This is a genomic window from Elusimicrobiota bacterium (assembly GCA_041660185.1).
Classification (GTDB): Bacteria; Elusimicrobiota; Elusimicrobia; order 2-01-FULL-59-12; family 2-01-FULL-59-12; genus JBAZWU01.
On record JBAZWU010000005.1, the window covers coordinates 52,120 to 74,636 of the forward strand.

Genomic DNA, 22,517 nt, shown 5'->3' on the forward strand with positions numbered 1-22,517 from the left:
TGACCCGTATTTGAGGATAAACTCTTATCAAATGGGTCGTAAAAATAAACAAAAATCAGCTATGCGTAAGCAACGGCACAAAGCCGACCCCTTAAAAACCGCTCATAAAGAAATTGATCGAACCGCGCGAACACTCCTGCGCACTGATCTTCAATTGCACCGGGCCAACGCCCGTTTTGATCAACAGATTTCGCAGCTCAACGCCCTCCGCTCCATCGGCTCCAGCCTTAACTCCACATTCGATCTGGAAATCATCTTGAATACGGTTTGTGAATCCATGATCAAGGACCTTGATTTTGAAAAGAGCGGTATCGTTTTTGTTGATAAAAACAGCAGCAAACCCAAACAGAGCGCCTATGCCGGATTTTCGGCCGCGGAATTTCGCATTTTGCTGGATCAATTTTACGGATTGCTGATGCCGGCCCTTCAACAGGAAGATATTTGTTTGGTAACGATCGATCAAACACCCTCTGACTGGACTCCGGTGATGACGAAACTGGGCGTTTCGTCGCTGGTGTTCATGCCGATGTGGATCAAATCCCGTCTGATCGGTTTTATTGTCGGCGCCCGGACGCATCTGACGGTGCGTCTGAGTGAATCCGAACGCCGGTTCTATGCGATGTATGCGACGCAAGCATCGATTGCGATGGAGCATGCCCGGCTCTACAAGGCCCTGGAACAGGCGAATCTGACCCTGGAAGAACGGGTGGTGGAGCGCACGAAGAATCTGATGGATGCCAATGAGCGTCTGAAGGAGCTGGACCAGGTCAAATCCAACTTTATCTCCCTGATTTCGCATGAGTTAAGGACGCCGCTCACCGCCATCAAAGGGTTTGTCGGAACGATGTATCAGTACGATCATGAGATTTCCGACGAGAAACGTCATGTGTATCTGCGTGTCCTGAATGAGGAAACCGACCGTCTGACCCGGCTCATTTGTGAAATGCTCGACATCTCGCGGATCGAATCCGGGCAGATCGAAACCCAGTGGAAGCTGGTTTTGGTCCCGGAGGTTGTTAAAGATATTTTCTATACGTTACGCATTAAAGCCGGCCCTGTGAAAATGGTCATGGATTTCCCGGAACCCTTCCCAGCCATCAAAGCAGACCTGGACAAACTCGAGCAGATCTTGCTGAACCTCCTGGATAACGCCATACGTTTTTCGCCGCGGGACGGAACCGTCACGGTGTCCGGTCATCCGACCGACACGGGAATCGTTATCGAAATACAGGACGCGGGTCCGGGGATCGCTTTTTCGGAACAGGAAAAGATCTTCGACAAATTCTTCCGTCTGGATAACGAAGTGAATCGAAAGTATCCCGGAACGGGACTGGGGCTGTCCATCTGCCGGGCGCTCGTCAATCTTCACGGTGGAAAGATCTGGGCCGAAAGCGAAGAAAACCTGGGCTGCCGTATCCTGTTTACCCTCCCGATCAATATGGACAAGAAAACGGCCCCGGCATTTTTATTGCCGAGTACCGCCATCCCGAACCAGAAATTCACCCCTTAATCCACTCCCATGTCTATTGAATTCGGCGTCGGCATCAGCTCTCTCGCAGAGGTTTTTGCGGCCGGACAGGAAGCCGCCAACCAGATGGTTTCACAACTGGGGACTCAGCTTCCGGATCTCATCCTCGTTTTCTCCTCGATCCGTTTTGCAAATCCCCGTCTGCTCAAAGGGATTCGCTCGGTCGCCGGCCACGCGCCGCTCATTGGGTGCACCGACGCAGGCGGTATTTCTGCCGGAGGGGTTCAGCGGCACGGTGTCACGGTCATCGGACTGGCGGCCAAAGGGGCTCAATTTTTCACCGGAGTTGGACGCAATCTTTCCCGTGACCCGGTGGCTGCCGGGGAACACCTGGCGCGTGATCTCTTCAAGCAGACGCTCGAAAAACCGGTTGCGCTGCTGACCTTCCCGGATGGCCTTGCCCCGGACGGTGCGGCTATCCTCATGGGTTTCCAGAAAGTTTTTGGACCGGATCTCCCGGTAGTCGGCGGAAATGCGGCCGATGACTTTTATTTTCAGAAGACGTTCCAGTATTTTGATAACGAAGTCCTTACAGACAGCGCACCTGCCGCCTTGTTCTGCGGGGATATTTTGGTGGGGGTCGGGGTTCGACACGGCTGGGCCCCTCTGGGGCGGCCTCGGCGGGTGACGCGCTCGGCCGGTCATGTCATCTATCAGTTGGACAAACGCCCTGCGGTGTCTATCTACGAGGATTACCTGGGCTTGAAACGCGAGTCCCTCGAAGAACCTTTAGCTCATACGGCCATTATTTACCCATTGGGAACCGCTGTGGCGGGCCGGGAGGAGTATCTCCTGCGCGAGGCGGTTCGCGTGGGCCATGACGGTTCACTGATCTGCACTGGGTCCCTCCCTGTGGGGTGCCAGGTACGATTGATGATTGGGGGATATGCGTCGGTCTTGGAGGCGGCCCAGCAGGCGACTCTGTCCGCGGTCGAAACGATTGGCCGCGAGCGACTCAAGGGCGCACTGACGTTTTGCAACGTGGCTCGGCAAAAGATGCTGGGAAGCGAATGCCAGGATGAAATCAGTATCATTCAAGACGCGATGGGCGGTGAGTGCGCCCGCCTGGGGGGATTTTATACCTATGGCGAGCTCGCCCCGTTGCCGTTGCATCGTGGCCGGCATAAATTTCAGAATACGTTTCACAACGAATCGGTTGTGGTCATGGCGCTGGGGTGAGGATGGAGGTAAAAGACAAAAGCCTTCCGGATTTGAACAACCCTGTCCTCTGGGTGGTCGAAGATGACATCTCAACCCAGCGGATGATCGCTGCGCATCTGAAACAACACGGATTCCGGCCGATCCTTTTTGATTCGGCAGAAAAAGCCTACGCGGCGTTGCGATCACAGACGTTGCCAGCGCTCATTATTTTGGATATGCTCTTACCCGGAATGAGCGGGGTCGATCTGATCCGGCTGATCAAGAAAGATAAGGCGTGGCAGCAAATCCCGGTGGTGGTCGTAACGGTGTTATCCCGTAACGACGCCCCGAGCGGTGCCGAAGAATCCAATTCGACCTATTGGGTCAATAAGCCGTTTGACGCAAACAATTTGATTCAGACGATCCAGAAGATTCTGGCTTCAGTGGGGTCCTCGTAATGGCACATAAGATTCTGGTGGTTGATGACGAAGTCAATATCCTGACGATCCTGAAGGACAGCCTGGAATTCAGCGGTTTCTTCGTCGTAACCGCACAGGACGGGATGGAAGCGCTCGACATGGTCGAGAAGGAAAATCCGGAACTGCTGGTGCTGGATGTTGGAATGCCGAAGCTCGATGGATGGGAAGTTTGCCGGCGACTGAAAGGCGATCCGAAAACGAAAGACATCCCGATCATTATTTTAACAGCGTATGCACAGTCGTCTGATCAGCGGAAAGGCCTGCAACTCGGGGCGGACAGCTTTATTGCCAAACCTTGCGATTTTACCTACCTCGTCGAGCAGATCAATGCCCTGCTCGCCAACAGAAAAGCAAAACCTTAAGCAGCGGAAGCGGTATCCGCCGGCGGTGGTGCGGCAGGCGGAGGGGGAATCGTTTCCTGCGAGAAAAGTCCCGGCACAAACTTATAGCCTTGACCCGGAACGGTCAAGATTTGTTCACAAGCCTTGGTTCCCAGTTTCTGCCGGAGATGCAAAATGTGAACATCCAGGGCGCGCGAATCCTGGCGTCCCCACAGCCTCTGCAGCAGATAGGTGCGCTTCACAACCTTCGGGCTGCGGCGTAAAAGGATGAACAAAAGCTCCATTTCCTTATAGGTCAAGTTGTCCATTGCCTGGCCGTTAATAATGACGCGATGATGGGCCAAATCAACCGTTGTGCTGCCGGCTGAAGCCACCATCCGCTCCGATCGGCTGACATGACGGCGGCGCAGGAGCGCTTTAATACGCGCCACGAGCTCGGGAAGCTGAAACGGTTTGACTAAATAGTCATCCGCACCGGTTTCAAAACCCTTCACAATATCATCCAGGCTGTCGAGAGCGGTGAGCATCAGAATCGAAACCGACTGAAAACGGGGATCCGCTCGCAGCTTCTTACAGCATTCCAGACCGTGAATATCCGGAAGCATCAGATCCAGCGTGATAACATCCGGCATCAAGGTGTCCAGCATCTGCAGCGCCTGTTTGCCGTTTTCCGCGCTGTGAACTTTAAATTTTTCCTTGGCCAGCGTGTATTCGACGAGGCTGCGAACTTCCGGGTCGTCTTCTACTATTAAAACTGTTGGATTCATTTCAACACTCCTCTCAACGCTATCGTCATTATTGAAATCCGGGCTGAGTATAACATGCGTTTTTTTGACGTGCAATAACTATTATTAACGCGAAAAAATAACAATATGCAGGGGTTTACAGAAATTCATTGCAGAATTTAATATGTCCCTACAATACAATGTGAATTTGTATATGCTATTTATCCATTGACAGCATATCTTTCGGGGTGTAAACATGCGTCAGAGGTAACGTATGGGACAACTTCATTCAAGCCCGAAAAATTCTAGCGGAATCAGGCGCTTCGGCAACGGATACGAATTTGATCCAGCCGCGACGGAAGTCTCTATTATTGATCGTTGCGGACGCTCCGTCTGGAAAAAGAGCAAAGGTGAAGCGCCGACACCTATCCGCTGGCAAGGCATGAACTCGGCAGGACAGGCGATCGCAACGGGTGACTACATCTGCAAGATCGTTTACCCGAACGAAAAAATCGCTTATCTGCCATTTGTTTTCATGAAGCGCGGATAAAAATCGCTTTTGTTTCGTCTATTTTGAACTCAGCTGCTGGGGGGAACCCCCGCTTCTGAGTTCTTTTTTTGAGCTTATTTTTGTTATTCTTGGTAAGCATGAATTGGAAAAACCGTGAAATTCTTAAACTCATTCAGCTGGGTCTGCATGAAGATGACGCCCGGAATGATGTTACGACCAACACCCTGATTGCGCCGGCCCGGAAGGTTCGAGCGGAAATCTGTGCGAAACAACACGGTGTTGTCGCGGGGTTGCCTCTGGCGCAGTTGTTTTTCCAGTCTCTTGATCCGAGCATCCGATTTTCAACCTCCCTTTCCGATGGCGCAACGATTCATCCCGGCAGCGTCATGGCGGTTGTTCAGGGCAACGCGCGCACCGTGCTTTCCGCGGAGCGTCCCGCGCTGAACGCGCTTCAGCATTTGTCAGGCATTGCGACGTTTACGGCTCAGCAAGTTAAACGCCTCGGGGCTTCCTCTAAAACAAAACTGTTTGATACGCGCAAAACGCTCCCGGGCTGGCGCCTTCTGGAAAAATATGCGGTTCGCTGCGGCGGGGGCATGAATCACCGGATGTCTCTGGGCGATGCCGTTCTGGTGAAAGACAACCATTTAAAGATTTGCCGGCTCTCCGGAGATGACGGAGGCAGCCGCTTGCTGGAGCTTCGCCAACAACGGCCCGACCTGCATATTCAAGTCGAGATCCAGACGACCCAGGACCTTCAGGAAGCCCTCGTGTTGAAACCTCACAAAGTGCTCCTGGATAACCTTTCAATCCCAAAACTGAAGACCATGATCCGTCGTTTGAGAGCGGCTATCCCGAATGTTGAGATTGAACTTTCCGGCGGGATCAAGCCCCGGCAGCTTCCAGCTCTGGCGAAACTCGGAGTTGAACGTATCTCCATGGGCTGTCTCACACATTCCGCGCCTTCCTTTAACTGCAGCCTCGACATTACGCATGTCTACCCGCGATAAGCTGCTCGCCGCTATCGCCAAACCGGTTGGAACACGATTATCCGGTGAAAAACTCGCTGCCCATCTTGGAATCAGCCGGACGATGGTCTGGAAACACATTCAAATCCTGCGGGAGGGAGGGCTCCCTATTAAAGGAAGCGCACGTTCGGACTATCGCATTAACGGTCCGATCGATCCCACACTGGCGCAGTTTGCGAAAACATCGCGGATTCAACCTCACTACTTCTTTTCGACCGCATCGACACAAACACTCGCCAAAGGCGGGGCGGCCGCTGGTCTGCCGGAAGGGAACATCTGGATCGCTGAAAGCCAAACGTCTGGACGAGGACGATTCAACCGGCTCTGGTCTTCCGGATACGGTGGTCTTTGGATTTCGTTGCTGCTCCGTCCTCCGGTCACACCGGTGCAAGTGCCCTCTTTAACCCAAATCGCCGCCATCACCCTCGCTCAAGTCATTCGCCGCCTCACCCGAATTGACGCCCGGTTAAAATGGCCCAATGATGTAGTCTGTCAAACACCGCAAGGATGGCGAAAACTGGCAGGGTTCCTGACCGAGATGTCTGCTGAAATGGACCGAACGCACTGGGTCATCATCGGGATGGGACTGAATGTGAACAATAGTCTGCCTGAAGAATTAAAGAAGATCGGGACCTCTCTCCATGGATTGACCGGCCGAGCGTTCCAGCGGGGGGCTATCCTGCGGGCCTTCCTTTCTCGTTTTCTGAATGCCTACCCCCGGTGGATGAAGGAGGGTTTTGAGCCTTTCCGGAAGGATTATTGGAAACTGTATCGGGATCCCGACGAAAGAGTCCGTCTTCAAACATCCGAAGGCCTGGTGCAGGGATTGGTCCGCGGCATTGACGCCTCTGGAGCCTTACTTCTACAATCCAAGAAAGGAATCAAACGCTATTTTGAAGGAGAACTGGCCTAACGTACTCTATGTCGTCATCCCCGAGCGCTTCTGTCGGGGATCCATCAGTCGTTGTCCTTTTGACGATAGATTCCCCGCCAGAAACCGCGGGGAATGACGGCAAAATGAAGCGGTTTGCTTGACAAGGAGTTAAGGGTAGGATAACATTCAACGTCATCAATTTAGCTAATCCAAGTGGAGGGAATACAACATGGCTGAGACAATGGTTGTTGTGAGCAAAGTGAAAAAAGTCGTGAAAGAAGCGGGTTTTCGGACCGGCGGAGATTACGTTGAAGCTCTCTCGAAAAGGGTCAGCGACATGGTTCAAGCCTCGATTGAGAAGGTGAAGGCTGATGGCACTAAAAAGACCCTTGGAGTTGAGGACCTTATCTAAAGCGAACCGCTCCTCCGCCCCTCTTGGCGGTTTTCCCCAGACCGTTCGTTCCATCGACACAATCCGAACAGTGTTTGACCGCATTGCTCCGGATTATGATCGATTCAATTCCTGGGCCAGTCTGGGACTTCATCATCAATGGCGTCGTGCTTTGGTGCGACGTATTCCACAGGGCGTCCGGGTTCTGGATGAGGCGACCGGAACGGGGGATCTAGCGCTGCTTGCCAGCGCGGCGGGTCATGAAGTGTTTGGCCTGGATATTTCCGAGGCGATGCTCACCAGGGCCCGTCAAAAGGATGAGGAACGCCGGATTCGATGGGTTTTAGGATCAGCGGATCGGTTGCCTTTCTCTGACCGTTCGTTTGGCTGTGTCACATCCGCTTTTGCTTTGCGGAACCTGCGAACGCAGCTGGACGCTGTCTTGCGCGAAAACGGTCGAGTACTCAAACCCGGAGGCAAGGTGCTCCATCTCGATTTTGGACGCCCCAAATCGCCTTGGTCACGATGGGGACACCGGTTGCACTTACGTTTCGGCATTCCGATGATCGGATGGTGGATCTGCCAGGATCGCTGGCCGAAAGAGTATCTGGAAACAACGATTCGTGAATTTTACGATCCGACGGAGATGGTCGACCAACTCAGCCGGGCGGGGTTTGTAGACGTGCGGTATACCCCCATCATGGGCGGGATTGTGCAGCTTTACGAAGGGATGAAACGTTGATGCTGTTTCAATACGGGTACGTGCTTCTTTTTGTCCTTTTCGGAGTGGGCTTCGGTATTCTCAGTCTGCTGGTCTTGAGCCCTCTGTTCCGATTCCGGAGCCACGATGAACGGCAGAAAATCGTCTACGAATGCGGCATGGAACCTATCGGGACACCGTATGTCCCGATGGATATCCGGTTTTATCTCTTTGCGCTTTTGTTTGTCATCTTTGACGTGGAATCCCTGTTCCTCTTCCCCTGGGCCGTGGTTTTCCGGGAAACTGGACTGATTGGCTTCATCGATATGGGTGTTTTTATTGCGGTTCTCTTTTTAGGCTTAGTCTATACATGGAAACGCGGCGCGTTGCGCTGGGGAGCCTGATCCTTGGGAATCTTGCTGGATAAAGGACCTCTTTATGTCGAACACCTTCCCGGGGGTTCGTTGTTGATGACCACCGCGGATACCTTTATCAATTGGGCCCGGAAATCCAGTCTCTGGCCGCTGACGTTCGGATTAGCCTGCTGTGCCATCGAAATGATGTCGTCGTACGCCAGCAAATACGATTTTGACCGCTTCGGAGTCATCCCGAGGCCCACCCCCCGTCAGGCGGACCTCCTCATTATCGCCGGCACCGTGACGAAGAAGATGGCGCCCCGCATTGAACTTCTCTACCATCAGATGCCAGAACCACGTTTTGTCATCTCCATGGGCTCCTGTTCAAACTCCGGCGGACCTTACTACGACGCTTACTCCGTCTGCAAAGGCGTCGACAAAATCATTCCAGTGGATGTGTATGTCCCCGGATGCCCGCCCCGGCCTGAAGCGCTCCAGCAGGCTGTTTTAATTCTTCAGAAGAAAATTCAAAGCTACAGCATGCTGGCGGCCGCTCATCAGAAGAAAAACACCGGGTCTGCGGCATGACCCCGGCAGAGATCCTCTCGGCACTTCAGGCCACGTTTCCGGACCTCCAGGAAATTCCAAAAACAAAAGATCGGGTTCGCGGGGATGAGCTTCAGCTCACGATCCCCTCCGGTCAACTCCTCGATATCTGCCGGATGGCCCGATTTGATCCGCCTCTTTCTTTCGATTTTCTTTCCTTTGTGACGTCCATCGATTGGAAAACGCACTTTGAAGTCGTGTATTACCTCGTTTCAACGATTCATCAACATAAACTGGTCCTGAGAGTTACCGTTAACGATCGAAACCATCCGGAAGTGCCGTCTGTATCCACTCTCTGGCCCACCGCGGATTGGCAGGAGCGTGAAGTTTTCGATTTGATGGGGATTCGTTTTTCCGGGCATTACAACCTGCGCAGGATTCTGCTTCCTGAAGAGTGGGAAGGGCATCCGTTACGGAAAGACTATGTCTCGAAACCGGACCGCTACGATTAATCTCCCATGACCAACGTTTCCTTACCGAAAATCGCCGCCGAAGTCTTTCCCCAGCAGCCGCCTGAGAAAGGGATGTTTATCAGCTTAGGCCCCCAACACCCGTCGACCCATGGGGTGCTGCGCGTCGCCATTACCGCCGATGGCGAAGTGATCACCAGCGCCCAGCCGGATATCGGGTACCTGCACCGCGCCACGGAAAAACTGGCGGAAAAGCGAACCTACCAGCAGATTATCGTTTTGACAGACCGCCTGGATTACCTGGCGGCGATGACCAATAACTGGGCGTATTGCCTGGCGGTTGAGAAGATGCTGAGCGCCCAGGTCCCGGAACGGGCCGAGTATCTCCGGATCATCGTTGGGGAACTTCAACGGATTGCGTCGCACTGCGTTTTCCTTGGGACTTATGCGATTGACCTCGGTGCCGTCACCCCTTTTCTGATCGCCTTTGGCCGCGAGCGCGAAAAAATTCTCGATCTTTTTGAAGAAATCTCCGGGGCACGGCTGACCTACAACTATATCCGAATCGGCGGGCTGATGGCGGATGCTCCTGACGGCTGGCTGGACAAGGTGCGTGCGTTTGCCCGGGAAATGCCCGGCCATATCGATGAATACGACACGCTTTTGACGAACAACCCGATCTTTGTTGATCGCACCAGGAATATCGGCAGCATGACGCCCGAAACAGCCATTGCCTGGGGTTTGACAGGACCTAATTTGAGAGCAACCGGTTGTAAAGCGGATGTGCGAAAAGACGATCCCTACGGCCTGTATTCAAAAATCAATTTTAATATTCCGGTCGGCAAACAAGGCGACTGCTTGGACCGTTACTGGGTCCGTATTCAGGAGATGCGCGAGAGTGTGAAAATCATCCTGCAGGCGCTTGACCAGATTCAACCGGGCGAGACAATGGCCAAGATCCCCAAGAATTTTCGCGTGCCATTGGGCGAAGGCTACGGGCACCTGGAAGCCCCGCGCGGCGATCTCGGATTCTATATTGTCAGCGATGGCACACCCAGCCCTTACCGGATGTTCATTCGATCCCCGTCGTTCAACAACTTACAGGCTCTCCAGCAGCTTTTGAAAGGTTGGAAGGTGGCGGATGTCATCTCGATCCTTGGCAGCGTGGATATTGTTTTGGGCGAGGTCGATCGCTGATGTTTGAAATCGGACCGGCTCTCAGCCGTTTCTGGCAAATCGCACAACAGGCCGGGACATCCCATGGGCTTGCGCCGATCGCCTCCCTGGTGCTGGTGATGGCGATTCAGGTCGGCCTCGCGATCCTGGGTGTTTTGCTCGTCCCGATTGTCCTGGTCTATGCGGAACGGAAAGTGTCCGCTTTTATGCAGGCCCGCCTGGGTCCCATGGAAGTGGGCCCCTTCGGTATCTTTCAGACCATCGCCGACGGCATCAAACTCTTTTTTAAGGAAGACATTATCCCCACTGGGGCTGATCGGTGGGTTCATATCTGGGCCCCGATCATCGCCTGTGCCCCGGCCTTTATCTGCTATGCGCCTGTGCCTTTCGGAAAGAATTTGCTCCTGGTGGATCTGGATATCGGGGTTCTCTTCATTTTTGCCATCTCCGGCGTTTCCGTGATCGGTATCCTGATGGGCGGGTGGGGATCCGGGAACAAATTTTCCATGCTGGGCGGAATCCGCGCCGCGGCCCAGGTGGTTTCTTATGAAGTCCCGCGCGTGCTGTCGGTTGTCCCAGTCCTGATGTTTTACAGTTCGCAGAGTTTGCGGCAGATCGCTCTGGCACAGCAGGACCGGTGGCTTTATGTCGTGCCGAAATGGTTTATCCTTTATCCCGTGATCGGCCAGGTGGCCTTTCTCATCTTTCTGATCTGTTCGGTGGCGGAAACCAACCGAACGCCGTTCGATATCGCGGAAGCGGAGTCCGAACTGGTGGCCGGATTCCACACCGAATTTTCAGGACTGAAGTTTGCGCTCTTCTTTCTCGCGGAATATGCCTACGTTTTTCTGGCCTCGGCCATGGCCACCGCCTTATTCCTGGGTGGGGGAGACGGATTCCTTTCGTCCAGCGGTTGGATCCCCTCCTGGTTCTGGTTCCTGGGCAAAACGTTTGCTATCGTCTTTGTCTTCCTCTGGTTCCGGTGGACGTATCCCCGGATGCGGGTGGACCAGCTGATGTCTTTTTGCTGGAAATTCTTACTGCCGTTGTCTTTTATCAATATTCTGTTGACAGGCTTATGGATCCTCTGGCGATAGGCATTTAGCATGAACTCTATTCCGGATGTCGTATTTTTTGTGTTTGCCGCTCTGGCGATCGGCTCAGCGCTGGTGGTTGTCATCGCGCGCAATGTGTTTCATAGCGCGCTGGCGCTGACGCTTTCCCTGGCAACGGTCGGTGGTTTTTTTGCACTCCTCGGAGCCGACTTCCTGGCCGCCGCCCAGATCCTGATCTACGTCGGCGGCATTATGATCATCATGTTGTTCGTGGTCATGCTGTCGCAGCGGCCGGCAGCTACGCTCGAGCGACAGACCAACCGGCAGGGATTCTGGGGAGCGGTGCTGGCGCTGGCCATGGCCAGCGCTCTCATCATCCATTTCGGTCTCGCTTACAAAACCGTTGTCCGCGCCTCGATCCTGACGCCCACCTCCCAGGCCATCGGCCGATTGCTGATGGGAGACATGGTGATTCCTTTTGAAGTGGTGTCGCTGGTCCTTCTGGCCGCGCTGGTCGGCGCCGTTTGCTTTGCGTCCGAACTCCCGGAGGGGTCCAAGCGATGACGCTTTATCATTTTTTAGTCGTCTCAGCGATCCTTTTCAGCATCGGCCTTTACGGCGTCCTGACGCGGCGAAACATCCTGGGCATCTTCATGTCGATTGAACTGATGTTCAATGCCGCCAATCTGAATCTGATCGCCTTCAACCATTATCTTTATCCTGGAAATGTCTGGGGCCAGGGCTTCGTGCTCTTCATTATCACGCTGGCGGCCGCCGAAGCGGTGGTCGGGTTGTCTCTCGTCCTGGCCATTTACCGGAACATCAAGAGTGTTTATACGGAAAACATGACGATCCTCCATGGTTGATTACGCCTATCTGATTCCGCTGCTGCCGCTGGCGGCGGCCATCCTGATTTTCTTTTTTGGCCGGTGGCTTCCTTTAAAAGGGGCCTGGCTGGGCATCGTCGCGGTGAGCGCGAGTCTCGTGCTTTCCATCGATCTCTTCATGCGCCTGCTGGAGGGTTCCCTGCGCGTACCGGTCGAAATGAGCCTGACGTGGTTTGACGCGAATTTCTACCACTTCGAGTGGGGCCTTCTGCTCGACGGGCCATCGCTGGTCATGCTGCTGGTGGTCACGATTGTCAGCCTGATGGTCCAGATTTATTCGCTCGGGTATATGCACGGCGCTCCTTACTTTAAACGGTTCTATGCGTACCTGTCCCTCTTCACCTTTTCCATGCTCGGGCTGGTACTCGCCAACAACTACCTTCAATTTTTCATCGGGTGGGAAATTATGGGAGCCTGTTCCTATTTCCTGATCGGTTTCGAATTCGAGCGGGAAGCCGCCGCCGCCGCAGGCAACAAGGCTTTTCTGACGACCCGTCTGGGAGACCTCGGCTTTTATGCCGGCTTATTAACAATTTTCTTCGTGTTGGGGACGTTCAACTTCGGACAGATCCAGAACCATCTGAACGACGGCAATGTCAGCCCGCATATGGCGTACATCATCGCGCTGCTCCTGTTCTGCGGGGCGGTCGGCAAGTCCGCGCAACTGCCGCTTCACGTATGGCTGCCGGATGCGATGGAAGGCCCCACCCCGGTATCGGCGCTGATTCATGCGGCCACCATGGTGGCCGCCGGGGTGTATCTGGTCGCGCGCGGCTACGGATTTTTCATGGTGGCACCGGAGGCGCTGACCGTTGTCGCCTGGGTGGGGGGACTCACCGCTGTTTTTGCAGCGACCATCGCGCTGACCGCTACGGACATCAAGAAAGTTCTGGCGTATTCGACGATCTCTCAACTGGGCTATATGATGATGGGGCTTGGCGTTGCCGGTTACGCCGCGGGACTTTTTCATTTGACGACGCACGCCGCATTCAAAGCGCTTCTCTTCCTGGGGGCCGGCTCCGTTATTCACGCGGTTCATACCAATGACCTGTGGAAGATGGGCAGTCTTTCCAAGCAGATGGCCACAACGTTTTTGACCTTTTCCATCGCGACCGCTGCGCTGGCCGGGATCCCTCCGTTTGCCGGATTCTTTTCGAAAGAGATGATCCTGACCATGGCCTATACGACCCATCATTATGCGCTCTTCTGGATCGCGTGTTTTACGGCCTTCTTAACCGCGCTCTATATGACCCGGTGCGTGGCTTTAACCTTTCTGGGAGAACCCAGGGAACGGGACCGTTTCGCGCATGCGCATGAGTCGCCCTGGAGCATGACGATCCCGCTGATCGCACTCGGGTTGCTGTCCTGTATGACCGGCTGGCTTCTGTACCGTCACGAGCTGATTTATCATCTGTTTGAATGGCCCCATGTGCCGGTTGTTGAAGCGTCTCATTTGGTCACCGCACTCGCACTGGGTTCCACTGGGCTGGGGATATTTCTGGGCATCCTTCTTTATCTGCGGGACTTGGAAGCACCCAAAACACTGGCTCGTGTTTTTCGCCCGGTTTATGAGTTGTTCGTCAATAAATGGTACGTGGATGAGCTGTATGGGGTGCTGTTGGTCCGGCCGGTCAATGCCCTGGCGAAGGCGCTGGACTGGTTTGACCTGGCTATCCTTGACCGCCTATTTGTCGACGGATTCGCTTGGATGACTCAGCTACTGTCCCGGCTTCAGGGCCGGTTCGACGATCAGGTGGTGGACGGCCTGGTGGATGGAACGGGCTGGTCGGTCAGCGCCATCGGCGCCACCGCACGGCTTCTCCAGAACGGGTTTGTTCAACAGTATCTATTTATTATTACGGTCGGATTTATTGCGTTAGTGCTGTTTTTTGTGAAGTAGAAAAACTTCGGGAGGATGCCAACGATGCACGTGCTTTCATGGATCACCTTTTTGCCTCTGCTGGGGGCCATCCTGGTGTTGTTCGCGCCACGGAACAACAAACTGGCGGTCCGTGTCCTGTCGAGTGTTTTTGCCGGGGCTTCCTTTATTGTTTCCGTATGGCTCTGGATCAATTTCAACGGCGGGACATCGGATCTGCAGTTCGTCGAGAAATGCCCATGGATCCCGACGTTTGGAATTCAATACTTTCTGGCGATCGACGGGCTGTCCCTGCCGCTGATCGTATTGACCACCTTCCTTTCGCTTTTAGCGATCATCGGCTCCTTCCATATCGAAGAGCGCATCAAAGATTATTTTTTCTTCCTGCTTCTGCTGGAAACCGCGATGCTCGGCGTCTTTGTCGCGCTCGATCTCTTCCTCTTCTATGTTTTCTGGGAATTGACGCTGGTCCCGATGTACTTCCTGATCGGCATCTGGGGAGGCCCGAAGAAAGAATACGCGGCGATTAAGTTTTTCCTGTTCACGCTCTTCGGCAGCGTTTTTATGCTGATCGCCTTTCTCGCGCTGTATTTCTGCACCCAGCCGCACACCTTTGACTTTACCCAGCTGCTGGCGCAAAACAGCACCCTATTGAAAAAGACCCAACTGTGGATATTCCTCGGGCTTTGGCTCGGGTTTGCCGTAAAAATCCCGATCTTTCCGTTTCATACCTGGCTGCCTCTGGCGCATGTGGAAGCTCCGACCGCTGTCTCCGTTCTACTGGCCGGCGTTCTTCTAAAGATGGGGACCTACGGCCTAATGCGGTTTTCATTCCCGCTGCTTCCGGTCGCCACCCAGTCGCTGGCCTACTGGATCGCGGTCATCGCGGCAGTCAACATCGTTTACGGCGCTCTGTGTTCGCTGGCCCAAACGGATATCAAGCGCATGATCGCCTATTCCTCCATTAATCACATGGGCTATGCGCTATTGGGAATGGCCGCCTTGAACCCGATCGGGTTCAGCGGCGCAACTTTTCAGATGGTCAGCCATGGCCTCATCACCGGCTGTCTGTTCTTTCTCGTCGGCGTGATTTACGACCGCACGCATACGCGCGACATCGATTCCTTCGGCGGGTTGGGCGCGAAGGTTCCTGTCTACACCGGTCTCATGACGTTTGCCTGTTTCGCGTCGCTGGGATTACCGCTGCTGGCCGGATTCGTGGGTGAGTTTCTCTGTTTTCTGGGATCCTTTCAGGTTCCGCAGTACCGCTACATCACGCTAATTTCCCTGAGCGGAGTTTTAGTGACCGCGGCTTTCTTCCTGATGATGATCAAAAAAGTCTTCTTGGGGCCCTTGAATCCCAAGTGGGACAAGTTGACCGACATGAATTCACGCGAGCTCCTGGCCACGGTGCCGCTGATTGTAATGATGACCGTCCTGGGCGTTTTGCCATCCCTGTTGTTGAATCCGATCGGCCCGACCCTGGCCCATCTGGTTGAGTTGCTGAAGCTGCCCTGATGATGAACACCCTTCACCTTCTGGCTCCAGTCCTCAGTCTCTGCAGCTTCAGTTTTCTGCTGCTGGCGGTCGATGCCGTCGCATCCGACCACTCGCCACGGATCCGCACCGTCGGATTCTGGCTCGCGATTCTGGGCCTTGGAGTCACCGCCTGGCTGCTGCCGTCCCCCGGAGCGGCTCCTCTTGTGTTTGGCCGCCAGATGCTGGTGTGGGACGGGCTGTCGTACTTCCTGAGCTGGATCGGAATTTTGACGGTCTTTTTTGTCGTGTTGCTCAGCCAGAGGTACAGGGATTTTGAAGACTCCCGAATGAACGCTTATTACAGCTTGCTTTTTCTGACCGTGGCGGGCCTCTACTTTATTTCGACATCCAATGACTTTTTGATGATCTTTATATCAATAGAACTCATCAGCGTGCCGTCCTTTATTCTCGCTGGGTATCTGCGCCATAAAGCGCGATCCAGCGAGGCGGCTATCAAATATTTCCTGATCGGGGCCTTCTCCTCCGCCATGATGGCGTACGGTATTTCCATCCTTTATGGACTCCTGGGCAGTACGTCCCTTCCCTTTCTGAGGGATCATCTTTCTCTCCTGCAAGATCGTCCCGCTCTCGCGTTGATTGCGGTCTTTCTGATTCTGATCAGCTTTGGCTTCAAAATCGCCCTGGTCCCTTTTCATATGTGGGTTCCGGATGTTTTTGAAGGAGCCCCGACGCCGATCGCGGCTTTTCTGTCGGTCGCTCCTAAAATCGCCGGAATCGCCATCGCGCTTCGTGTTTTCGGTCTGGAGATGGCGCACGCCAATCTGGGCGTTTCCAATGTGCTGGCGGTCCTGGCCGCGCTGACGATGACCGTGGCCAACGTGATCGGGCTTCGCCAGACCAACGTGGTGCGTCTGTTGGCGTATTCCTCTATTGCTCACATGGGTTACCTCCTGATGGGTCTGGTGGCTGGAAGTCCGCTGGGAATCAGCGGGGTCTTCCTGTACGGATGGATTTACCTGTTTATGAACCTGGGAGCCTTTGGGGTCGTAATCTGCCTGTCCAACGCGACCGGCTCCGACGAATTATCGTCCTATGCCGGTCTGGCGAAACGGTCGCCTGTGCTGGGTGCACTGATGGCTTTCTTCCTGATCAGCCTGGCCGGCATCCCGCCGACCGCCGGGTTTGTGGCCAAGTTTTATGTCTTCTGGGCGGCGTTTCAAGCCCGATGGTTCTGGCTGGTGGTGGTCGCAGGAGTCAACAGTGTGATCTCCGTCGGCTACTACTTTAAGATCCTGCATGCGATGTATTTCCAGGCGCCCGAAAACAAAGCCCCTGTTTCACTGGACCTGCCCATCCGTTTGACGCTGGCCGCCACGTCCTTCTTTACGCTTCTTCTGGGCCTGGCGCCGGAGTACTTCATGGTCAAAGCCCAGTGGCTCACGACCACCACCGTCAAAACCACGCCAGCGGAATCCATGAAACCGTGAGCAAACCTTCTCTGAATCGCCGGCAGGAACAGGCGCGGCTGGAGGACCTCTACCAGGGGATTTATCCCTATCTTCTTCAAACAGAGCGCGTGCTGCAGGACGTGGCCAGCCGGGGGCAGGGGATGATTCCCGAAATCATCCGCTACGTTGTTCAGGCGGGAGGAAAACGGCTCCGGCCCGCCCTGGTGGTGCTGAGCGCCCAGATGGGCGGGACCCAGAGCGAGGATGTGATCACCGTAGGAGCCGCCTGTGAATTGATCCATCTCTCCACGTTGGTCCATGATGACATGGTGGATCACGCGGTGCTTCGCCACGGAAAGCCAACCGCAGCGGTCCAATTTGGCGATGAGGTCGCGATTCTCTTGGGCGACTATCTGTATGTCGAAGGGTTCACCCTTCTCGCCTCCATCAACGATCCGGTCCTGCTCGATTTGTTCGCCCGCTCAACGCGCTCCATCTGTCACGGCGAAATCAATCAGGTGCGGCGGCGTTTTCAGCTCGATCTCTCTCTGTCCGAGTATCTGTCCTTTATCGATCACAAGACCGCGACGCTCATGAACGCCGCCATGAGAGGGGGGGCCCGCTTGGCGCGTCTGTCAACGGACCAGACAACGGCCCTGGGCCACTATGGCTGGAATATCGGTATGGCCTTTCAGATTATTGACGATACCCTGGATTTGATCGGGGAAGAGGAAGTGACCGGGAAGACCCTTCGCACGGACCTGACGAACGGCAAGCTGACCCTGCCGCTGATCTATTTGCGCGACCGTCTTTCCCCGGCCGATCGGGAGCAGTTCCTGAGTTACTTTAAGAATCCGGACACGGAGGCGGTGTCGCGGCTGATCGGCTGGCTGAAAGACTCCGGCGCGATTCGTGAAGGATTGCGGCAAGCCTCCGGTTTTGCCCACCAGGCTAAAAGTGCTTTGCAGAGTTTCCCGAATTCCTCTCCGAAAACCACGCTGCAGTCGATCGCCGATTATATCGTAACGCGAATCCGTTGACCCGTTTCTGAAAACCAAAACTTTTTGTGCGCGGCGGGGGTCGGTTTGATATAATCTCCGCACGTCAGCAATCAAGAAAGGAAAACGTAGGATTTATGGCCACAATTTCGATGAAAGCTCTTCTGGAAGCCGGTGTCCACTTCGGACACCAGACACGACGATGGAATCCCAAGATGGCCAAGTACATCTTTGGATCCCGCAGCAATATTCACATTATTGATCTGCAGAAAACCGCTAAAGAACTCAAGAAAGCCTACAAGTTTATCCGGGATCTTGCGGTCAATGGTCAACCGGTTTTGTTTGTCGGGACCAAGAAACAGGCCCAGGAGGCCATCTTGACCGAAGCGCAGCGCTGCGGCGCCTTTTTTGTCAGCGAGCGCTGGCTGGGCGGAACATTAACCAACTTCGACACCATTAAGAAATCCATTGGTCGTCTGACCGAGCTGGACAAGATGAAGACCGAAGGGATTTTCCGCGTCATGTCGAAAAAAGAAGTGTCCCGGCTGGAGAAAGAACGGGTCCGGCTGACGAAGACGCTGCAGGGCATCAAAGAGATGCACGAGATGCCCGGCTGTCTTTTCGTGATTGACCCAGTCCAGGAAAACACCGCCATTCTCGAAGCGCGCCGCATGGAAGTCCCGGTGGTCGCTGTCTGCGACACCAATTGCGATCCAGACCTGATTGACTACCCGATCCCCGGAAATGACGATGCGATCCGATCTGTCAAACTCTTCTGCACCCTGATTGCGGACGCCATTCTGGAAGGCAAAGCGGAAGCTGAAAAATCCGCCTCAGCCAGCACCGCCAGCGACGCGGGGCCCGAGCAGCCCGTCACGGAAGCGCCGATCACTCTCTCCGAACAGATCACTCCGGCGGCAGCGCCTGTCGACAAAGAGCCGATCTCGCCTAACTCGAACTAAGCATGTCTGGAACGAACGGAACTCCGATCGCGGCCTCTCAAATACAGGACCTGCGGGAACAAACCGGCGCCGGAATTATGGAATGCAAGAAAGCGCTGCAGGAAGCCAACGGCAATCTTGAAAAAGCCAAAGCCTGGTTGCGGGACCGCGGCGTCGCCCTGGCCGCCAAAAAAGCCGGACGCACCGCCCAGAAGGGGCTGATTGCCTCCTACATTCACGGCGGCGGATCCGTCGGCGTGCTGGTGGAATTGAGCTGTGAGACGGATTTTGTCGCCCGGACCGAAGACTTCCAGAACCTTTCAAGGGAAATCGCCATGCAGATCGCCGCCATGCGGCCGCGCTGGGTCTCCCGCGATCAGGTTCAAGCCGAAGCGGTGGCGGAAAAGCGAAAAGAATTTGAGCACGATGCATTGAAGGAGAACAAGCCGGCGGCTGTGGCGGCGAAAATCGCCGAGGGCAAACTGGACAAGTATCTGGCTGATTTTTGCCTGCTGGAACAGGGCTACATCCGGGAGCCTTCCGGAAAAGTTAAAGTAAAAGACCTCCTGACGGAAGCGGTCGCCAAACTGGGAGAAAATATCGTGATCCGACGCTTCGTCCGTTACGAAATTGGCGGAGAATGACCCGAAAATACAAACGTGTCCTTTTGAAAATATCCGGTGAGGCGTTTCGCGGCGCGGACCGCTACGGCATTGATGTGGATGCTGTTCGGACGATCGCTCGGGAAGTGGCCTCGGCTCTGAAAGGGCGCATCCAGATGGCGATTGTGGTCGGCGGTGGCAATATCTGGCGCGGCACCTCGGACCGAGCCCGTGGTATCGATCGCGTGACCGCCGATTATATGGGGATGATGGCGACCCTCATCAATGCCATGGCGCTTCAGGATGCGCTTGAAAAGATCAATATCCCGACCCGCGTGCAGAGCGCCATTGAAGTGGCAAAACTGTCGGAACCCTATATCCGCCGCCGCGCCATCCGTCACCTGGAAAAAGGCCGTGTGGTCATCTTCGCCGGAGGAACGGGCAATCCCTATTTTTCAACAGACACCACCGCGGCGTTGCGGGCGGTGGAGATTGATGCCAATGTGCTGCTCAAGGGCACGCAAGTCGACGGGGTCTATTCGGACGACCCTCGAACCAACCCCAAAGCCAAACTCCTGACCGAACTGACCGCCATGGAGGCCATCCGGAAACGGTTGCGGGTCATGGATACAACCGCTTTTTCGCTCTGTATGGAAAACCATCTACCGGTCACGGTCTTCAATGTTTACAAACCCGGCAATATCAGGCGCGTCGTCAACGGCGAAGCCGTTGGGACCCGAATCAACAGCCAATAGAACGACCTTATGCTCCCGCGATCGATTCTTCAGCCCGTGGAAAGTCAAATGCAAAAGACCATCGACAAGATGAAGTCGGATTTTTCCACGCTGCGCACCGGACGCGCCAGCACCGCGCTCCTGGAAAACATACGCGTCGAGTACTATGGGAGCCTGGTCCCATTGAACCAGGTCGGTGGAATCGGAACACCGGAGCCTCGCACACTGGAAATTCGTCCCTGGGACAAGACGGCGCTGCAGGCGATCGAGAAAGCGATCCAGAAATCCGACCTGGGGTTAACCCCTAATAACGACGGATCGATTATCCGTCTGCAGATTCCGGCCCTCACGGAAGAGCGGCGTAAGGACCTGATCAAAGTCGTTCGAAAGATGTCGGAAGAATACCGCATCGCCATTCGCAATGAACGGCGTGATGCCGTGGAACGGCTGAAGAAATCCGAGAAGGCGAAAGAAATCGCCGAAGATGACCGGGAAACCGGTGAACATGAAATTCAACGAATGACCGACTCTTTTATCAAAAAAGTGGATGACCAGTTGGCCGCCAAAGAAAACGACATTATGGAAGTGTAGCTTCATGTCCAATCTCCTTTCGGCACATTCCAAATGCGGTGCCGCCCATCTTCCCGAGACCAAACAGAGCGAAAAAGTGATAGCTCCAATCGATCAAACACGCTTGCCGCGCCATATCGCCATCATCATGGACGGCAACGGACGCTGGGCCCGTCAACGACACCTGCCCCGTATTTTCGGGCATCGCGCCGGTATTGCATCGGTCAGGGACATTGTCCGGGCCTGCGGCGAACTCGGTGTTGGCTTTTTAACGCTTTACGCGTTCTCTTCGGAAAACTGGACCCGCCCCAACACGGAAATATCCGCCCTGATGCGACTACTGGAGGAGTATCTGGAAAAAGAGCTGCCGGAACTCCAGAAGAACAATGTGTGTCTCCGGGCCATCGGCCGCCTGGAGGCCCTGCCGCAGGGCGCACAAAAACGTCTCGGCCACGTCATCCAAGCGACGTCTCGAAACACCGGACTGGTCTTGATGCTTGCGTTGAATTATGGCGGGCGACAGGAAATCGTCGACGCCGCCAATCGCGCGATCAGAGACCAGGTTAAAAGGCTCGACGAGAAAATTCTTTCCCACTACCTGTACGCGCCGGATTGCCCGGATCCGGACCTTCTCATCCGGACTTCCGGCGAAATGAGAATCTCAAATTTTCTCCTGTGGCAGTTGGCTTATGCCGAACTGTATATGACGAATACCCCCTGGCCGGAATTCCGCCGTCACCATCTCTTTCAGGCGATCACCGATTACCAGCAGCGTGAACGCCGTTTTGGCGGCCTCTAAATGCTTCTCCCCCGGTTCTTGACCGCTGTCATTGGAGTGCCGCTTCTGTTGGGATCGATCTATTTTGGCAGTCTGCCGTTTTTCTTTGTTGTACTGTGCATCGTTCTATTGGGGCTTCATGAGTTTTACTACCTGGCCCAGGAAACCGGTTATCCCTGTTATGAATGGGTGGGTCTTCTGTTCGGAGCTCTGTTGCTGGTATCGATCTATTTGAATGCGGTGGGGTTCGGCCAGGTCACGGAAAACCAGGGAACCGCTGCGCTCATCAGCTTGGCCCTGCTGGTTTTTGTCCTGCGAAGCCTGGCCCGCGGTCCGGCCGACACAACGCTTTCTGAATGGGGCATCACGTTTTTCGGACTTTTTTATGTCGCCTGGTCGTTCTCCCATCTCGTCCTTCTGCGCGACCTTCGCCCGAATGGCCAGGTTTTGACATTCTTTTTGTTTGTCCTCATCTGGGTGGAGGATATCGTGGCTTATGCGGTGGGCCTGCGGTGGGGGAAACACCCGATTGCGACCGCCATCAGTCCAAAGAAAACGTGGGAAGGCACTGTGGCTGGACTACTGGGAGCATTGGTGGTCGGAACCCTCTTTCAGCAACTCACGGATATCAAACAGGTGATCCACCTTCCCGGCATGCTACTCGTCTCCCTGATCACCGGCCTTCTGGCCTTTTTCTCAGACCTGGGGGAATCCATGATTAAACGCGGAGCGGGGGTAAAAGATTCTTCAACACTCTTACCCGGTCACGGGGGAATTCTCGATCGCTTTGATGCCTTCATTCTCGCGGCACCTGTTTTTTACTATTACTGGGCCTTCTTTAAACGCTGATGACTCTGTCC

General features: G+C 54.6%; 27 protein-coding genes. 26 read left to right on the forward strand and 1 reads right to left on the reverse strand.

Annotated features, from left to right (window positions below):
- The first annotated feature begins 61 nt into the window (after positions 1 to 61).
- From WC859_05400 to WC859_05415, 4 genes are read left to right on the forward strand one after another with little or no spacing between them, the layout of a single operon-like run.
- Positions 62 to 1,510 carry an ATP-binding protein gene (locus WC859_05400; GenBank protein ID MFA5975585.1) on the forward strand — a complete coding sequence of 483 codons (1,449 nt, stop codon included), beginning with the start codon at positions 62 to 64 and terminating at the stop codon, positions 1,508 to 1,510.
- 9 nt (positions 1,511 to 1,519) lie between these two features.
- Entirely contained in the window at positions 1,520 to 2,707 is a 1,188-nt protein-coding gene (locus WC859_05405) for an FIST N-terminal domain-containing protein (protein ID MFA5975586.1), read from the forward strand.
- Positions 2,708 to 2,709: 2 nt separating this feature from the next.
- Positions 2,710 to 3,126: a response regulator gene (locus WC859_05410; GenBank protein MFA5975587.1), complete on the forward strand. Its 417-nt coding sequence runs from the start codon at positions 2,710 to 2,712 to the stop codon at positions 3,124 to 3,126.
- Positions 3,126 to 3,509, forward strand: a complete 384-nt coding sequence (locus WC859_05415; protein MFA5975588.1) for a response regulator — start codon at positions 3,126 to 3,128, stop codon at positions 3,507 to 3,509. The genes WC859_05410 and WC859_05415 overlap by 1 nt, the downstream gene beginning before the upstream one ends.
- Here the strand turns inward: WC859_05415 and WC859_05420 are convergent.
- Entirely contained in the window at positions 3,506 to 4,255 is a 750-nt protein-coding gene (locus WC859_05420; protein ID MFA5975589.1) for a response regulator transcription factor, read from the reverse strand. The genes WC859_05415 and WC859_05420 overlap by 4 nt on opposite strands.
- Before the next feature lie 232 nt (positions 4,256 to 4,487).
- Between WC859_05420 and WC859_05425 the strand changes: the two genes are divergently transcribed.
- The 22 genes from WC859_05425 to WC859_05530 all read left to right on the forward strand — a co-directional run bounded on the left by WC859_05425 (position 4,488) and on the right by WC859_05530 (position 22,506).
- Complete coding sequence (locus WC859_05425) at positions 4,488 to 4,763, forward strand: hypothetical protein (protein ID MFA5975590.1); 276 nt, start codon at positions 4,488 to 4,490, stop codon at positions 4,761 to 4,763.
- Between the two features lie 98 nt (positions 4,764 to 4,861).
- Positions 4,862 to 5,734: a carboxylating nicotinate-nucleotide diphosphorylase gene (gene nadC, locus WC859_05430; protein MFA5975591.1), complete on the forward strand. Its 873-nt coding sequence runs from the start codon at positions 4,862 to 4,864 to the stop codon at positions 5,732 to 5,734.
- Positions 5,718 to 6,665 (forward strand): biotin--[acetyl-CoA-carboxylase] ligase, encoded by a 948-nt coding sequence (locus WC859_05435; GenBank protein ID MFA5975592.1) that lies wholly within the window; start codon positions 5,718 to 5,720, stop codon positions 6,663 to 6,665. The genes nadC and WC859_05435 overlap by 17 nt, the downstream gene beginning before the upstream one ends.
- Before the next feature lie 190 nt (positions 6,666 to 6,855).
- Positions 6,856 to 7,038 (forward strand): hypothetical protein, encoded by a 183-nt coding sequence (locus tag WC859_05440; protein MFA5975593.1) that lies wholly within the window; start codon positions 6,856 to 6,858, stop codon positions 7,036 to 7,038.
- Complete coding sequence (locus WC859_05445; GenBank protein MFA5975594.1) at positions 6,998 to 7,759, forward strand: ubiquinone/menaquinone biosynthesis methyltransferase; 762 nt, start codon at positions 6,998 to 7,000, stop codon at positions 7,757 to 7,759. Before WC859_05440 ends, WC859_05445 begins: the two co-directional genes overlap by 41 nt.
- Entirely contained in the window at positions 7,759 to 8,121 is a 363-nt protein-coding gene (gene ndhC / locus WC859_05450) for an NADH-quinone oxidoreductase subunit A (protein MFA5975595.1), read from the forward strand. The genes WC859_05445 and ndhC overlap by 1 nt, the downstream gene beginning before the upstream one ends.
- Before the next feature lie 66 nt (positions 8,122 to 8,187).
- A complete protein-coding gene (locus tag WC859_05455) occupies positions 8,188 to 8,661 on the forward strand; it encodes an NADH-quinone oxidoreductase subunit B family protein (GenBank protein ID MFA5975596.1) in 474 nt (157 codons plus the stop codon).
- The gene (locus tag WC859_05460; GenBank protein ID MFA5975597.1) at positions 8,658 to 9,131 is read left to right on the forward strand and encodes an NADH-quinone oxidoreductase subunit C; all 474 of its coding nucleotides are present in this window, start codon (positions 8,658 to 8,660) and stop codon (positions 9,129 to 9,131) included. The genes WC859_05455 and WC859_05460 overlap by 4 nt, the downstream gene beginning before the upstream one ends.
- Before the next feature lie 6 nt (positions 9,132 to 9,137).
- Positions 9,138 to 10,286 carry an NADH-quinone oxidoreductase subunit D gene (locus tag WC859_05465; GenBank protein ID MFA5975598.1) on the forward strand — a complete coding sequence of 383 codons (1,149 nt, stop codon included), beginning with the start codon at positions 9,138 to 9,140 and terminating at the stop codon, positions 10,284 to 10,286.
- Positions 10,286 to 11,362 carry an NADH-quinone oxidoreductase subunit NuoH gene (gene nuoH, locus WC859_05470; protein MFA5975599.1) on the forward strand — a complete coding sequence of 359 codons (1,077 nt, stop codon included), beginning with the start codon at positions 10,286 to 10,288 and terminating at the stop codon, positions 11,360 to 11,362. The genes WC859_05465 and nuoH overlap by 1 nt, the downstream gene beginning before the upstream one ends.
- A gap of 9 nt (positions 11,363 to 11,371) precedes the next feature.
- On the forward strand, positions 11,372 to 11,884 hold the full coding sequence (locus WC859_05475) for an NADH-quinone oxidoreductase subunit J (protein MFA5975600.1): 513 nt from the start codon (positions 11,372 to 11,374) through the stop codon (positions 11,882 to 11,884).
- Entirely contained in the window at positions 11,881 to 12,186 is a 306-nt protein-coding gene (gene nuoK, locus WC859_05480; GenBank protein MFA5975601.1) for an NADH-quinone oxidoreductase subunit NuoK, read from the forward strand. The genes WC859_05475 and nuoK overlap by 4 nt, the downstream gene beginning before the upstream one ends.
- Positions 12,179 to 14,107, forward strand: a complete 1,929-nt coding sequence (gene nuoL / locus WC859_05485) for an NADH-quinone oxidoreductase subunit L (GenBank protein ID MFA5975602.1) — start codon at positions 12,179 to 12,181, stop codon at positions 14,105 to 14,107. Before nuoK ends, nuoL begins: the two co-directional genes overlap by 8 nt.
- Positions 14,108 to 14,131: 24 nt before the next feature.
- Positions 14,132 to 15,604, forward strand: coding sequence for an NADH-quinone oxidoreductase subunit M (locus tag WC859_05490; GenBank protein ID MFA5975603.1), 1,473 nt, complete (start codon positions 14,132 to 14,134; stop codon positions 15,602 to 15,604).
- On the forward strand, positions 15,604 to 17,073 hold the full coding sequence (locus WC859_05495; GenBank protein ID MFA5975604.1) for an NADH-quinone oxidoreductase subunit N: 1,470 nt from the start codon (positions 15,604 to 15,606) through the stop codon (positions 17,071 to 17,073). The genes WC859_05490 and WC859_05495 overlap by 1 nt, the downstream gene beginning before the upstream one ends.
- On the forward strand, positions 17,070 to 18,074 hold the full coding sequence (locus tag WC859_05500) for a polyprenyl synthetase family protein (GenBank protein MFA5975605.1): 1,005 nt from the start codon (positions 17,070 to 17,072) through the stop codon (positions 18,072 to 18,074). Before WC859_05495 ends, WC859_05500 begins: the two co-directional genes overlap by 4 nt.
- A gap of 95 nt (positions 18,075 to 18,169) precedes the next feature.
- Positions 18,170 to 18,994 (forward strand): 30S ribosomal protein S2, encoded by an 825-nt coding sequence (rpsB, locus tag WC859_05505; GenBank protein MFA5975606.1) that lies wholly within the window; start codon positions 18,170 to 18,172, stop codon positions 18,992 to 18,994.
- A 2-nt stretch (positions 18,995 to 18,996) separates the two neighbouring features.
- A complete protein-coding gene (tsf, locus tag WC859_05510) occupies positions 18,997 to 19,617 on the forward strand; it encodes a translation elongation factor Ts (protein ID MFA5975607.1) in 621 nt (206 codons plus the stop codon).
- Positions 19,614 to 20,330: a UMP kinase gene (pyrH, locus tag WC859_05515; protein MFA5975608.1), complete on the forward strand. Its 717-nt coding sequence runs from the start codon at positions 19,614 to 19,616 to the stop codon at positions 20,328 to 20,330. Before tsf ends, pyrH begins: the two co-directional genes overlap by 4 nt.
- Before the next feature lie 9 nt (positions 20,331 to 20,339).
- Complete coding sequence (gene frr / locus WC859_05520; GenBank protein MFA5975609.1) at positions 20,340 to 20,900, forward strand: ribosome recycling factor; 561 nt, start codon at positions 20,340 to 20,342, stop codon at positions 20,898 to 20,900.
- 4 nt (positions 20,901 to 20,904) lie between these two features.
- Entirely contained in the window at positions 20,905 to 21,678 is a 774-nt protein-coding gene (locus WC859_05525; protein MFA5975610.1) for an isoprenyl transferase, read from the forward strand.
- On the forward strand, positions 21,679 to 22,506 hold the full coding sequence (locus tag WC859_05530; protein ID MFA5975611.1) for a phosphatidate cytidylyltransferase: 828 nt from the start codon (positions 21,679 to 21,681) through the stop codon (positions 22,504 to 22,506).
- Positions 22,507 to 22,517: the final 11 nt, after the last annotated feature.

Excerpts from the sequence above, each read along its gene's own strand:
- WC859_05420 (MFA5975589.1), bottom strand. The coding sequence starts at position 4,255 with ATGAATCCAACAGTTTTAATAGTAGAAGACGACCCGGAAGTTCGCAGC.
- nuoH (MFA5975599.1), top strand. The coding sequence starts at position 10,286 with ATGTTTGAAATCGGACCGGCTCTCAGCCGTTTCTGGCAAATCGCACAA.
- tsf (MFA5975607.1), top strand. The coding sequence starts at position 18,997 with ATGTCTGGAACGAACGGAACTCCGATCGCGGCCTCTCAAATACAGGAC.
- WC859_05435 (MFA5975592.1), top strand. The coding sequence starts at position 5,718 with ATGTCTACCCGCGATAAGCTGCTCGCCGCTATCGCCAAACCGGTTGGA.
- WC859_05425 (MFA5975590.1), top strand. The coding sequence starts at position 4,488 with ATGGGACAACTTCATTCAAGCCCGAAAAATTCTAGCGGAATCAGGCGC.
- WC859_05400 (MFA5975585.1), top strand. The coding sequence starts at position 62 with ATGCGTAAGCAACGGCACAAAGCCGACCCCTTAAAAACCGCTCATAAA.
- frr (MFA5975609.1), top strand. The coding sequence starts at position 20,340 with ATGCTCCCGCGATCGATTCTTCAGCCCGTGGAAAGTCAAATGCAAAAG.
- WC859_05465 (MFA5975598.1), top strand. The coding sequence starts at position 9,138 with ATGACCAACGTTTCCTTACCGAAAATCGCCGCCGAAGTCTTTCCCCAG.
- nuoL (MFA5975602.1), top strand. The coding sequence starts at position 12,179 with ATGGTTGATTACGCCTATCTGATTCCGCTGCTGCCGCTGGCGGCGGCC.
- WC859_05460 (MFA5975597.1), top strand. The coding sequence starts at position 8,658 with ATGACCCCGGCAGAGATCCTCTCGGCACTTCAGGCCACGTTTCCGGAC.
- WC859_05525 (MFA5975610.1), top strand. The coding sequence starts at position 20,905 with ATGTCCAATCTCCTTTCGGCACATTCCAAATGCGGTGCCGCCCATCTT.
- WC859_05475 (MFA5975600.1), top strand. The coding sequence starts at position 11,372 with ATGAACTCTATTCCGGATGTCGTATTTTTTGTGTTTGCCGCTCTGGCG.
- nadC (MFA5975591.1), top strand. The coding sequence starts at position 4,862 with ATGAATTGGAAAAACCGTGAAATTCTTAAACTCATTCAGCTGGGTCTG.
- WC859_05530 (MFA5975611.1), top strand. The coding sequence starts at position 21,679 with ATGCTTCTCCCCCGGTTCTTGACCGCTGTCATTGGAGTGCCGCTTCTG.
- WC859_05440 (MFA5975593.1), top strand. The coding sequence starts at position 6,856 with ATGGCTGAGACAATGGTTGTTGTGAGCAAAGTGAAAAAAGTCGTGAAA.
- WC859_05455 (MFA5975596.1), top strand. The coding sequence starts at position 8,188 with ATGACCACCGCGGATACCTTTATCAATTGGGCCCGGAAATCCAGTCTC.
- rpsB (MFA5975606.1), top strand. The coding sequence starts at position 18,170 with ATGGCCACAATTTCGATGAAAGCTCTTCTGGAAGCCGGTGTCCACTTC.
- WC859_05445 (MFA5975594.1), top strand. The coding sequence starts at position 6,998 with ATGGCACTAAAAAGACCCTTGGAGTTGAGGACCTTATCTAAAGCGAAC.
- ndhC (MFA5975595.1), top strand. The coding sequence starts at position 7,759 with ATGCTGTTTCAATACGGGTACGTGCTTCTTTTTGTCCTTTTCGGAGTG.
- WC859_05410 (MFA5975587.1), top strand. The coding sequence starts at position 2,710 with ATGGAGGTAAAAGACAAAAGCCTTCCGGATTTGAACAACCCTGTCCTC.
- WC859_05490 (MFA5975603.1), top strand. The coding sequence starts at position 14,132 with ATGCACGTGCTTTCATGGATCACCTTTTTGCCTCTGCTGGGGGCCATC.
- WC859_05415 (MFA5975588.1), top strand. The coding sequence starts at position 3,126 with ATGGCACATAAGATTCTGGTGGTTGATGACGAAGTCAATATCCTGACG.
- WC859_05495 (MFA5975604.1), top strand. The coding sequence starts at position 15,604 with ATGATGAACACCCTTCACCTTCTGGCTCCAGTCCTCAGTCTCTGCAGC.
- WC859_05405 (MFA5975586.1), top strand. The coding sequence starts at position 1,520 with ATGTCTATTGAATTCGGCGTCGGCATCAGCTCTCTCGCAGAGGTTTTT.
- nuoK (MFA5975601.1), top strand. The coding sequence starts at position 11,881 with ATGACGCTTTATCATTTTTTAGTCGTCTCAGCGATCCTTTTCAGCATC.
- pyrH (MFA5975608.1), top strand. The coding sequence starts at position 19,614 with ATGACCCGAAAATACAAACGTGTCCTTTTGAAAATATCCGGTGAGGCG.